The sequence below is a fragment of the Streptomyces recifensis genome, from assembly GCF_002154615.1.
In the GTDB taxonomy this organism is placed as follows: Bacteria; Actinomycetota; Actinomycetes; order Streptomycetales; family Streptomycetaceae; genus Streptomyces; species Streptomyces griseoluteus.
The window spans coordinates 1-12900 of sequence record NZ_MUNH01000665.1 but is presented as its reverse complement, the minus strand read 5'-3'; the positions used below and the strand labels follow the sequence as shown (position 1 = coordinate 12900).

Here is a 12900-nt window from a genome sequence, read left to right as displayed (position 1 = left end):
AGGTCGTCGGTGGCGATCCGGGCCGGTTCGCCGCCGTCTCCGTCACCAACGCCCCGCTGCCCTCCGCCGTCGCCGCGCTCGCCCCCGTCGACCTCACCAACATGGGCGCCGACGAGGCCGAACGCCGCCTGCTGGACCGCCTCGACCTGCCCCACGACACCCGCCCGGCCGACGACGCGGGCCGGCCCGCGCCCCGCTTCCCGGCCGCCATGCCCGACGTGTGGGGCGGGGTGCCGCGCCGCAACACCCGCTTCACCGGCCGCGAGCCGCTGCTCAACGACGCCTACCACCTGCTCCAGGGCAGCGACCCCGGCGCGGGCGTGCTCACCCTGCACGGCATGTCCGGCGTCGGCAAGACCCAGCTCGCCGCCGAGTACGTCTACCGCTTCGGCTCCGAGTACGACGTGGTGTGGTGGGTCAACGCCGAGAAACGCGTCAGCTACCGCCGCCTCCTCGCCGAACTCGCCCCCAAGCTCGGCCTGTCCACCGGCGCCGAGTACGGCGAGCGGCTCCGTGCCGTCCGCGACGCGCTGCGCCGGGGCACCCCGTACTCCCGCTGGCTGCTGGTGCTGGACGGCGCCGACGAACCCGACCAGATCTGGGACCTCGTCCCCACCGGCCCCGGCCACGTCCTCATCACCTCCCGCAACCCCGAGTGGGGCGAGCACAACAGCAAGCTCCTCGAAGTCCCCGTCTACGGCCGCGACGAGTCGGTCGCCTTCATCCGCCGCCGCGCGCCCCGGCTCACCGAACCCGACGCCGACCAGCTCGCCCAGGCCCTGGAGGACCTCCCGCTGCTGCTGGACCAGACCGCGGGCTGGCTCAACGACTCCGACCTCTCGGTGGAGGAGTACATCGCCCTGCTGGACGGCGGGATCGACCAGGACGTCGTCAAGGTGTCCGCGGACTTCCCGCTCGCCTTCCAGACCGCCTGGTCGATACTGCTGAACAAGCTCCGCGAGACCGTCCCGGAGTCCGTCGACCTGCTGCGGCTGTGCACCTTCTTCGCCCCCGGCTTCATCCCGGTCAGGCTGCTGAAGGAGATGAACCACGACGACCTGCCCGAACAGCTCGCCGGGCTGCTGGACGACCCGCTGCTGTGGAACAAGGCCGTCAACCAGCTCCGCCAGTACTCCGTGGTCCGGCTGGAGTCGCACGAGGCCACGCTGGACGAGGCCGTCGCCTCCGGCGAGTCGGTCTACCTGCACCGGATGGTCCACCAGATCGTGCACAAGGACATGCCCGAGGCCGACCGGAGAGAGTTCATCGAGGTGGTCCGCCGCGCCCTCGCCGAGGCCGACCCGGGCCGCCCCACCGACACCCGCAACTGGGACGCGTACGCCGAGATCGTGCCGCACCTGAAGTACGCCGACGTGCTGCGCAGCAAGGACCGCCGGGTGCAGGGGCTGGTGCTCAACTGCCTGCGGTACATGCTGTTCGCCGGGGAGTACACGGCGGGCGTCAACCTCGGCGGCCGCGCCCTCGCCGCCTGGCGCGAGCTGCTCGGCGAGTCCCACCCCCGCGTCTGGGAGGTGACCTACCACTACGCCAACCTGCTGCGCTCGGCCGGCCGCTTCCAGGAGACCGAGGCCATCGACCGGGCCGCCCGCGAGCAACTCCTCGCCGAACGCGGCGAACACGACCTCGACCACCTCAGGATGGCCGGCGGACTCGCCGCCGACCTGCGGGAACTCGGCCAGTACGACGCGGCCCTCGAACTCGACGAGTGGCTCTACCCCACCTATCGCGAGCTGTTCGGCGAGCACGACTCGCGCACCCTCAACGCCCAGAACAACCTCGGCTTCACCCTGCGCCTCCTCGGCCGCTACGAGCAGGCCCGCGGTTTTGACACCCGCACCCTGGAGGCCCGCCGCCAGCTCCTCAAGGGCCGCCACCCCTGGACCCTGTTCTCCGAGGTCTCCTACGCGGTCGACCTGCGCCTGCTGGGCCGCTACGCCGAGGCCGAGTCGATCCAGACCAAGAACGTCCGCGAGTACCGGATCGTCATGGGCCCGGACAACCAGAACACCCTGCGCGCCGAGCACAACCTCGCGCTGTGCCGGCTGCGCGGCGGGGACCGGGCCGGGGCGGGCGAACTGCTCACCCGCGTCCTGGAGGGGCTGGAGCGCAAGCTCGGGGACAGCCACACGCACACCCTGGCCGCCGCCGTCAGCGAGAGCTGCTTCGCCCGCGAGCACGGCGACATCGACCAGGCCCGCGAGGCCAGCGAGTCCGTCCTCGCCCGCTACGAACTGCTGCTGCCCGAGGGCCACCCCTTCATCATCGGCGCCCGCGCCAACCACGCGCTGGTGCTGCGCAGCGTCGGCGAACGCGACCACGCCCACGTACTGATCGAGCAGAGCCTCGCCGACATGAGCGCCGCGCTGGGGGAGACCCACCCCTACGCGCTCGGCTGCGCCGTCAACGCGGCCGCGCTGCGCAACCTCGTCGGGGACACCGAGGCCGCCGCCGACCTCAGCCAGATCACCATCCTGCGCGCCACCGACACCCTCGGCCGCACCCACCCCCTCACCCTGACCGCCCGCGTCGCCTACGCGGCCGACCTGCGCGCGCTGCGCGACCGCCAGCAGGCGGAGAAGGTCGAACAGGAGGCCCTGTCCGACCTCGCGGCCACCCTCGGCCCCCAGCACGTCCACACCGTCTCCGCCCGCTCCCGCAACCGCCCGTACTGGGACTTCGAGCCCCAGGCGAGCTGAGCGCCGCCGCGCGGGTGCGAGGCCACGGTCGGACCGGTGCCCCCCCACGGCCGTGGCGGAGCGGGAGACGGCCGGGCACCGCCCGGACGGCGAAGGGCCCGGCCCTCCGGATCAGATCCAGGAGAGCCGGGCCCTTCAGCGTTGCTCAGTGAGCCGGGGTCACGCCTCGAAGACCTCGTTCACCAGCTGCTCCTGCTCCGCCTGGTGGCGCTTGGCGGAGCCCACCGCCGGGGAGGAGCCGTGCGCGCGCGAGATGCGGCGCAGGCGCTCGCCCGCCGGGACGTCGGCACCGACGGCCAGGTCCAGGTGGTCGATCAGGTTGAGCGCGATGAACGGCCACGCACCCTGGTTCGCCGGCTCCTCCTGCACCCAGAGGTACTTCTCGGCGTTCGGGTACTTGTTGACCTCGGCCTGGACCTCGGCGCCGGGCAGCGGGTACAGCCGCTCGATGCGGATGATCGCCGTGTCGGTGGCGCCGCGCTTCTTCCGGCCGGCCTCCAGGTCGTAGTAGACCTTGCCGGAGCAGAAGACGACCTTGCGGACGGCGGCCGGGTCGACCGTGTCGTCGCCGATGACCGGACGGAACTCGCCGGAGGTGAACTCCTCCGCCTTCGAGGCCGCCGCCTTCAGGCGCAGCATCGACTTCGGGGTGAAGACGATCAGCGGCTTGTGGTCCGGGTTGTGGACCTGCCAGCGCAGCAGGTGGAAGTAGTTCGCCGGCGAGGTCGGCATGGCGACCGTCATGTTGTTCTGCGCGCAGAGCTGCAGGAACCGCTCCGGACGGGCCGAGGAGTGGTCCGGGCCCTGGCCCTCGTAACCGTGCGGCAGCAGCAGGACCACACCGGAGGTCTGGTTCCACTTCTGCTCGGCCGAGGAGATGAACTCGTCGACGACCGTCTGCGCGCCGTTGACGAAGTCGCCGAACTGCGCCTCCCACATCACCAGCGCGTCCGGGCGGGCCAGCGAGTAGCCGTACTCGAAGCCCATCGCCGCGTACTCGGAGAGCAGGGAGTTGTAGACGTTCAGCCGCGCCTGGTCCTCGGAGAGGTACTGCAGCGGGGTGTACTCCTCGCCGGTCTCCCGGTCGATGAGCACCGCGTGGCGCTGGCCGAAGGTGCCGCGCTGGGAGTCCTGGCCCGCCAGGCGGACCGGGGTGCCCTCCAGCAGCAGCGAGCCGACGGCCAGGGTCTCGCCCATGCCCCAGTCGATCGTGCCGTCCTCCACCATCGCCGCCCGGCGCTGGAGCTGCGGCTGGAGCCGCGGGTGGACGGTGATGTTGTCCGGGACGTTGACCTGGGACTCGGCGATCCGCTTGACGACCTCCGCGGAGATCGCGGTCGGGACCGCCGCCGGGAAGCCGTCCTTGGGCGGCTGGGACTCGCCCTGCGCCGGCTGCGAGGTGACCTCGCGGACCTCGGTGAAGACCTTCTCCAGCTGGCCCTGGTAGTCCTGGAGCGCCTGCTCGGCCTCCTCCAGCGTGATGTCACCACGGCCGATGAGGGACTCGGTGTACAGCTTGCGCACCGAGCGCTTCTTGTCGATCAGGTCGTACATCAGCGGCTGGGTGAAGGCCGGGTTGTCCGACTCGTTGTGACCGCGGCGGCGGTAGCAGATGAGGTCGATCACCACGTCCTTGTTGAACGCCTGACGGAACTCGAAGGCGAGCCGCGCGACGCGGACCACGGCCTCCGGGTCGTCGCCGTTCACGTGGAAGATCGGGGCCTCGATCATGCGGGCCACGTCCGTGGCGTACATCGAGGAGCGCGAGGACTCCGGGGCGGCGGTGAAGCCGACCTGGTTGTTGATGACGATGTGGACCGTGCCGCCGGTGCGGTAGCCGCGCAGCTGCGACATGTTCAGGGTCTCGGCCACCACGCCCTGGCCCGCGAAGGCCGCGTCGCCGTGGATCGCCACCGGCAGCACGGTGAAGTCCGTGCCGCCCTTGTTGATGATGTCCTGCTTGGCGCGGGCGACGCCCTCCAGGACCGGGTCGACCGCCTCCAGGTGCGAGGGGTTGGCGACCAGCGAGACCGCGATCTGCTCGCCGTCCAGCCCGGTGAAGGTGCCCTCGGCGCCCAGGTGGTACTTCACGTCACCGGAGCCGTGCATCGACTTCGGGTCGAGGTTGCCCTCGAACTCCCGGAAGATCTGCGCGTACGACTTGCCGACGATGTTGGCGAGCACGTTCAGCCGGCCGCGGTGGGCCATGCCGATGACGACCTCGTCCAGGCGCGACTCGGCGGCCGAGTCGATGACCGCGTCCAGCAGCGGGATGACGGACTCGCCGCCCTCCAGCGAGAACCGCTTCTGGCCGACGTACTTGGTCTGCAGGAACGTCTCGAAGGCCTCGGCGGCGTTCAGGCGGCGCAGGATGCGCAGCTGCTCCTCGCGCTCCGGCTTGGAGTGCGGGCGCTCGACGCGGTCCTGGATCCACTTGCGCTGCTTGGGGTCCTGGATGTGCATGAACTCGATGCCGGTGGTGCGGCAGTACGAGTCGCGCAGCACGCCCAGGATGTCGCGCAGCTTCATCATCGACTTGCCGGCGAAGCCGCCGACGGCGAACTCGCGCTCCAGGTCCCACAGGGTGAGCCCGTGCTCGGTGATGTCCAGGTCGGGGTGCTTGCGCTGCTGGTACTCCAGCGGGTCGGTGTCGGCCATGACGTGGCCGCGGACCCGGTAGGAGTGGATCAGCTCGAAGACACGGGCGGCCTTGGTGACGTCGTCGTCGTGGCTGGCGTCGATGTCCTTGAGCCAGCGGACCGGCTCGTAGGGGATGCGCAGCGCCTCGAAGATGTCGTCGTAGAAGCCGTTCTCGCCGAGGAGAAGGTTCGCGACCTGGCGCAGGAACTCGCCGGAGGCGGCGCCCTGGATGACCCGGTGGTCGTAGGTCGACGTGAGCGTCATGACCTTGGAGACGCCGAGCTTGTTCAGGGTGTCCTGGCTGGTGCCCTGGAACTCCGCCGGGTAGTCCATGGACCCGACGCCCATGATCACGGACTGGCCGGGCATCAGGCGCGGCACGGAGTGCACGGTGCCGAGGCCACCGGGGTTGGTCAGGGAGACCGTGACGCCGGTGAAGTCGTCCATCGTGAGCTTGCCCTCGCGGGCGCGGCGGACGATGTCCTCGTAGGCCTGCCAGAACTCGAAGAAGTTCAGCGTCTCGGCCTTCTTGATGGCCGCGACGACGAGCTGGCGGTCGCCGTTGGGCTTCACCAGGTCGATGGCCAGACCGAGGTTCACGTGCGGCGGCTTGACCAGGGTCGGCTTGCCGTCCTTCTCGCCGAACGAGTGGTTCATCGCCGGCATGGCCTTGATGGCCTGCACCATGGCGAACCCGATGAGGTGCGTGAAGGAGATCTTCCCGCCGCGGGCCCGCTTGAGGTGGTTGTTGATGACGATGCGGTTGTCGAACAGCAGCTTCACCGGGACCGCGCGGACCGAGGTGGCCGTCGGCAGCTCCAGCGAGGCGTTCATGTTCTTCGCCACGGCCGCGGACGGACCGCGCAGCGTCACGTACTCGGGGCCCTCGGGGGCCTCCGTGGCGGGCGCGGCGGCGGCCTTCGGCTTGGCCGCGGGCGCCGGCTTCGCCGGGGCCTGGGCGGCCGGAGCGGCCTTGGCCGCGGGTGCCTGCGCCGGCGTGGCCGGGGCCTGCGCGGGCTTGGCGGCCGGAGCCGACTGGGCCGGGGCCTGCGCCGGGGCGGGCGCGGCAGGAGCCGGTGCGGCCTGGGCCGGCGGAGCGGTGGGGGTGGTACCCGCGGCCCCCGCGGCCGCGGTACCCGCCGGAGCCGAGGCGGCGGGCGCCCCCGGCTTGTAATCGGCGAAGAAGTCCCACCAGGCACGGTCTACCGAATTCGGGTCCTGGAGGTACTGCTGATAGATCTCGTCGACGAGCCACTCGTTCGGTCCGAACGCCGCGGCGGCGTTCTTCCCGGCTTGGTCGTCGGTGGAGACGTTCGAGTTACTGGGGGACTGTGGCGACACGGCGGTAACCGCCCTCTTCCGCTTCACAAGGTGATGGACAGCGGGAATAAAGGCTACGCCTCCCGGAGGGGGAAGGTCAGGTCGGGCCCGTTCATCGTCGTGCAAGTCACATCGCGAACCGCGTTTCGGGCCGCGAAATGGCGGGAAACAAGCGGGGTTCCGGATACGGGTGGGAAGTCGCGGGCACGCGGAATCGGGGCCCTGAGCGCCCTCGCTCCGCGCATCGCGCCGGCCCGTGCCTGATCACACGTGTCCGACTGGCGGAACGTATGTGATCTTGATCATCCGACTGAACCCCATGGGGGCCGGGAGCGTCAACTCGACGCCGGAACGGCCCCCGGGAGGGTGACGATGATCCGGCAGCCGCGCTCGGATTCGGCCACACCGATCCGGCCGCCGTGCAGATCGACCGCCCAGCGGGCGATGGCCAGCCCCAGACCGGTGCCGCCGTCGCTGCCCGGACCGTGCGGGCGGGTGACCGCGCCCCGGTTGAACCGCTCGAACACGCGGTGCCACTCCGAGCGGGGGATGCCCGGACCCTCGTCAAGCACCTCCAGCTCCAGCGACTCCGGACGGGCGCCGCGCCGGGCCTTCACGGTGACCCGGCCGTGCGGCGGGCTGTGCTTGACCGCGTTGTCTATGAGGTTCGCCACCACCTGGTGGATGCGCTCGGGGTCGGCGTGCGCGGTCAGCTCCGGCGGGGACACGTCCAGGTGCAGATGCACGTCGGTACGGGTGTGGCTGCCGGAGCCGGAGGCGATGCCGGCCCGCGCGGAGGCGACCATGTTGGCCTCCTTGAGCACCCCGGAGAGGTACGGCCACACCTCGAAGCGGCGGGTCTTCAGGGGGACCACGCCGTTGTCGAGGCGGGAGAGGTCGAGCAGGGTCTCCACCAGCCGCCCGAGCCGGTCGGTCTGGCGCAGCGCGGTGCGCATGGTCTCCGGGTCCGCCTCGGTGACGCCGTCGACGATGTTCTCCAGCACCGCGCGCAGTCCGGCGATGGGGGTGCGCAGCTCGTGCGAGACGTTCGCCACCAGCTCCTTGCGCTGGAGGTCCTGTGCCTCCAGTTCGTCCGCCATGACGTTGATCGTGACGGCGAGGTCGCCCAGTTCGTCGCGGCGGCCCTCGCTCACCCGGCGGGTGTAGTCGCCGTGCGAGATGGAGCCGGCCACCGCGTTCATCTCGTCCAGCGGCGCGGTGAGCGAGTGGGCCACGAACTGGGTGATCAGCAGCGTGGCGATCATCGAGAAGACCGTGATGAAGCGCAGCTCGGTCTTGGTGTGCACCGCGATCATGGAGAGACCGGTGGTGATCAGCACCGAGATGACGACCAGCGCGCCCAGCTTGGTCTTGATCGAGAACGGGCGTACGCCGCCCCAGGGTCCGCCCCCGGAGCGCCGGCGCCCCGTTTCCCGTCCGCGGCTCACGGGGTCGGCGTCTCCAGCGCGTACCCGACTCCGTGCACCGTGCGGATGCGCTCGGCGCCGATCTTCCGGCGCAGGGCCTTGATGTGACTGTCCACGGTCCGGGTGCCGGAGGCGTCCGCCCAGTCCCAGACCTCGGCGAGCAGCTGCTCGCGGGAGAGCACCGCGCGCGGGGTGTTGGCCAGGCACACCAGCAGGTCGAACTCGGTGGGCGTCAGGTGCACGTCGTCCGACTTCACCCGCACCCGGCGCTGGGCGTGGTCGATCTCCAGCTCGCCGAGGCGGAGTATCCCGGAGCGGGGCGTGGTCGCGGCCAGCGCGGCGCGCTCCATGCGGCGCAGCAGGACGTGCACCCGCGCGGCCAGCTCCCGCATGGAGAACGGCTTGGTCATGTAGTCGTCGGCGCCGACCCCGAGGCCCACCAGCATGTCGGTCTCGTCGTCGCGCGCGGTGAGCATCATGACCGGCACCGGACGGGACGCCTGCACGCGGCGGCAGACCTCCAGGCCGTCGAAGCCGGGCAGCATGATGTCGAGGATCAGCAGGTCCGGCTGCCATGCCTCGGCCGTGTCGACCGCCGACGGACCGTCACCGGCGGTCTGCACGAGGAATCCCTCGGCGCGGAGCCGGGCCGCGATGGCATCGACGATCGTGGGGTCGTCCTCGACGACCAGTACCCGGCGCTGCGCGCCCTGTGACGTCGTCGCCGCACCGGTCTGGGAGGTGTGTGTCTGCTCCATCGCCCGCCCCTGTTGCTTTCCGGAATCCGTGGGGTGATCCCATGACTGCGATTGACGCTTGAATGATCCGCGTCACGCTGCACATTACGGGGACACGCCGGGCCGTCGCTATCCAGGTCGGACGGCGAGATGGACCACGTCGGGAACGCCACGGGCAACGGGGACCTCTTCGGTACGCACCTGTCGGAACCCGGCATTCCGCAAGGTTCCTTCAAATTCCGGAGAGGGCTGCGCGGACCACGTCGCCAGCACCCCGCCGGGCCTCAACACCCTTGCGCAGGCGGCGAGTCCGCGCGGCGTGTAGAGACCTTCGTTGCCCTCCGTGACGGTCCAGCCGGGCCCGTTGTCGATGTCGAGGCATACCGCGTCGAACGTGTCGGATGTCTCATTGACGAAACGCAGGAGATCCGCCTCGACGACGCGCGTGCGCGGGTCGGCCAGCGCGTCCGCGGAGATCTCCGCCAGCGGGCCGGTGCGGTGCCAGTCGATGACGGCGGGCTCGCGCTCGACGACGGTGATGCGCCCCCAGCGGGGATCGGCGGCCGCGTGGGCCAGCGAGAAGCCGACGCCGAGGCCGCCGATCAGCACCTCCGGCGCCGGGCGGTCGTCCAGCGCGTCCCGCGCCGCGTCCACCAGCAGCCGCTCCGAGCGGCCGTCGGAGGTGTCCATCAGGAAGCACCCGTTGGCGATGATCTGGAGCAGCGCCCCGCTGCGGCGCAGCGCCACCTCCCCGTACGGTCCCTCGCGCCGGTCCAGGACCACCGTGTCCGCGGCGCCGTCGTGCGTGGCAGTCATGCCGCCATCCTGCCCCGCCCGCCCGGCGAGTCCTCGTTCGCCCAGAGCGAACGATGTTCGGGGAACATTGAACCGCTCAGGAGCATTGAGTCAGTGTTACTCAAGTTGACTGCCGAAGGGGAGATCATGGCTGCTGAGTCGGGTGAGTCCATGGAGTTCACGCTCGTTCTGCCTGTGCTGCCGCTCGACGGCGAGGTCGTGCTGCCCGGCATGGTCGTGCCGCTGGATCTGAGCGACGCCGAGATCCGGGCCGCCGTGGAGGCCGCCCAGGCCGCCGCCCGCGCGGAGTCCGGCAAGCCCAAGGTGCTGCTGGTCCCGCGCATCGACGGCACCTACGCCAAGACCGGCGTGCTCGGCACCGTCGAGCAGGTCGGCAGACTCGCCGACGGCGACCCCGGCGCCCTGGTCAAGGGCCGCCACCGGGTGCGCATCGGCGCGGGTACCACCGGTCCCGGCGCCGCGCTGTGGGTCGAGGGCGCCCGGGTCGAGGAGACCGTGCCCGAGCCGCTGCCCGGCCAGGTGACCGACCTGGTCAAGGAGTACAAGGCGCTGGCCACCACCTGGCTGCGCAAGCGCGGCGCCTGGCAGGTCGTGGACCGGGTCCAGGCCATCGACGACGTCTCCGCGCTCGCCGACAACTCCGGTTACTCGCCGTTCCTCACCACCGACCAGAAGACCGAGCTGCTGGAGACCACCGACCCGGTGGCCCGCCTGAGGCTCGCCGCCCAGCAGCTCCGCGACCACCTCGCCGAGCAGGACGTGGCGGAGACCATCGCCAAGGACGTCCAGGAGGGCGTCGACAAGCAGCAGCGTGAGTTCCTGCTGCGCCGCCAGCTCGAAGCGGTCCGCAAGGAGCTGCGCGAGCTGAACGGCGACGGCCCGGACGCGGCCGAGGAGTCCGACGACTACCGGGCCCGCGTCGAGGCCGCCGACCTGCCCGAGCGTGTCCGCGAGGCCGCGCTCAAGGAAGTGGAGAAGCTGGAGCGCTCCTCCGACCAGTCGCCCGAGGGCTCCTGGATCCGCACCTGGCTGGACACCGTCCTGGAGATGCCGTGGAACGAGCGGACCGAGGACGCGTACGACATCCAGGGCGCCAAGGAGATCCTGGACGCCGAGCACGCCGGCCTGGAGGACGTGAAGGCGCGCATCACCGAGTACCTCGCGGTGCGCAAGCGGCGCGGTGAGCGCGGTCTCGGTGTGATCGGCGGACGGCGCGGCGGTGCCGTGCTGGCGCTGGTCGGCCCGCCCGGTGTCGGAAAGACCAGTTTGGGAGAATCTGTCGCACATGCGATGGGCCGCAAGTTCGTCCGCGTCGCGCTCGGCGGTGTCCGGGACGAGGCGGAGATCCGGGGCCACCGGCGCACCTACGTCGGCGCGCTGCCCGGCCGCATCGTCCGCGCGGTCAAGGAGGCCGGGTCGATGAACCCGGTCGTGCTGCTCGACGAGATCGACAAGGTCGGCTCGGACTTCCGGGGCGACCCGGCGGCCGCCCTGCTCGAAGTGCTGGACCCGGCACAGAACCACACCTTCCGGGACCACTACCTGGAGGTCGAGCTCGACCTGTCCGACGTGGTCTTCCTCGCCACCGCCAATGTGCTGGAGGCGATCCCGGAGGCACTGGCCGACCGGATGGAGATCGTCCGGCTCGACGGCTACACCGAGGACGAGAAGGTCGTCATCGCCCGCGACCACCTGCTCCCGCGCCAGCTGGAGCGGGCCGGTCTCACCGGCGACGAGGTCACGCTGGAGGAGGGCGCGCTGCGCAAGCTCGCCGGGGAGTACACCCGCGAGGCGGGCGTGCGCACCCTGGAGCGGACCGTGGCGCGGCTGCTGCGCAAGGTCGCGGCCCAGCACGAACTGGGCGAGCGGGAACTGCCGTTCACCGTCCGTGAGGACGACCTGCGCGCTCTGGTGGGCCGTCCGCACCACGTGCCCGAGTCCGCGCAGGACCCGGCCGAGCGCCGTACCGCCGTCCCCGGGGTGGCGACCGGGCTCGCGGTCACCGGCGCCGGTGGCGACGTGCTGTACGTCGAGGCGTCGCTCGCCGACCCCGAGACCGGGGCGGCGGGGCTGACCCTGACCGGGCAGCTCGGTGACGTGATGAAGGAGTCGGCGCAGATCGCGCTGAGCTTCCTGCGCAGCCACGGCGCCGAGCTGGAGCTGCCGGTGGCCGACCTGAAGGACCGGGGCGTGCACATCCACTTCCCGGCGGGCGCGGTCCCCAAGGACGGGCCGAGCGCGGGCGTCACCATGACCACCGCGCTGGCCTCCCTGCTCTCCGGCCGGCTGGTCCGCACGGACGTGGCGATGACCGGTGAGGTCTCGCTGACCGGGCGGGTGCTGCCGATCGGCGGGGTGAAGCAGAAGCTGCTCGCCGCGCACCGCGCCGGGGTGACCACCGTGATCATCCCCAAGCGCAACGAGGCCGACCTGGACGACGTCCCGGCCGAGGTGCTGGAGAAGCTCGACGTGCACGCGGTGACCGACGTCCGCCAGGTGCTGGAGCTGGCGCTCGCGCCCGCCGCCACCGTGGCGGAGGTGCCGGTCGCGGCCTGAGCGGCGCGAAGGCCCGGGTCCCCTTTCACCAGGGGGCCCGGGCCTTTCGCGTACGCGGCAGGCTCAGCCGTTGGCCAGCGCCTGCACCCGGTCCAGGGCGCCGTTGAACCGGTCGTGGTCACCGACCGTCGGGCCGGAGGAGGTGTACTGCCACATCGTGTGGAAGTCCCAGCCGGCCGGCAGCGTGCCCGGCGCGGTGGCGTACCGGGCGATCCACAGCGGATTGACGGCGCCGAAGGCGGCGGTGTTGCCCGTGCACTGGGTCCACCAGCTCGTCGCCGTGTAGATCACCGCGTCCCGGCCGGTGCGCGCCCGGTAGGTGTTCAGGAAGTCCGCGATCCAGTTGGTCATCGCGGCCCCGGCCATGCCGTAGCAGGCGTCGCCGTACGGGTTCCACTCGATGTCCAGCACGCCGGGCAGCGTCCGCCCGTCCCGCGACCAGCCGCCGCCGTGGTCCACGAAGTAGTTCGCCTGCACCGCGCCGCTCGTGGTGTCCGGGGTGGCGAAGTGGTACGCGCCCCGGATCATGCCCACGTTGTACGAGCCGTTGTACTGCTGGGCGAAGGACGGGTTGGTGTAGTAGGTGCCCTCCGTGGCCTTGGTGTAGGCCCAGCGGACCCCGCTGTTCCACAGCGTGGTCCAGTCGACGTTGCCCTGGTGGCCGGAGACGTCGACTGGACCACGCTG

At 71.2% G+C, this 12900-nt stretch carries 7 protein-coding genes; 2 read left to right on the top strand and 5 right to left on the bottom strand.

The features are described from left to right. Window positions 1-2717: FxSxx-COOH system tetratricopeptide repeat protein (fxsT, locus tag CCN33_RS28045; protein ID WP_086696210.1), on the top strand; the 2717-nt coding region annotated here is incomplete at its 5' end. 159 nt (window positions 2718-2876) lie between these two features. Here the strand turns inward: fxsT and CCN33_RS28040 are convergent. From CCN33_RS28040 to CCN33_RS28020, 4 genes are all read right to left on the bottom strand, one after another. Continuing rightward, complete coding sequence (locus tag CCN33_RS28040) at window positions 2877-6698, bottom strand: multifunctional oxoglutarate decarboxylase/oxoglutarate dehydrogenase thiamine pyrophosphate-binding subunit/dihydrolipoyllysine-residue succinyltransferase subunit (RefSeq protein ID WP_086696208.1); 3822 nt, start codon at window positions 6696-6698, stop codon at window positions 2877-2879. A 314-nt stretch (window positions 6699-7012) separates the two neighbouring features. After that, on the bottom strand, window positions 7013-8125 hold the full coding sequence (locus CCN33_RS28030; protein ID WP_086696205.1) for a HAMP domain-containing sensor histidine kinase: 1113 nt from the start codon (window positions 8123-8125) through the stop codon (window positions 7013-7015). Then, window positions 8122-8862 carry a response regulator transcription factor gene (locus CCN33_RS28025; protein ID WP_030816749.1) on the bottom strand — a complete coding sequence of 247 codons (741 nt, stop codon included), beginning with the start codon at window positions 8860-8862 and terminating at the stop codon, window positions 8122-8124. Before CCN33_RS28025 ends, CCN33_RS28030 begins: the two co-directional genes overlap by 4 nt. A 108-nt stretch (window positions 8863-8970) precedes the next feature. Continuing rightward, a complete protein-coding gene (locus CCN33_RS28020) occupies window positions 8971-9657 on the bottom strand; it encodes a spermine/spermidine synthase domain-containing protein (RefSeq protein ID WP_086696203.1) in 687 nt (228 codons plus the stop codon). A 126-nt stretch (window positions 9658-9783) separates the two neighbouring features. Here CCN33_RS28020 and lon point away from each other — a divergent pair, with 126 nt between their 5' ends. Beyond that, entirely contained in the window at window positions 9784-12213 is a 2430-nt protein-coding gene (gene lon / locus CCN33_RS28015) for an endopeptidase La (protein ID WP_086696202.1), read from the top strand. A gap of 63 nt (window positions 12214-12276) precedes the next feature. Here lon and CCN33_RS28010 read toward each other — a convergent pair. Next, window positions 12277-12900 (bottom strand): lysozyme (locus CCN33_RS28010; RefSeq protein ID WP_107484009.1); only part of this gene is annotated, 624 nt, incomplete at its 5' end.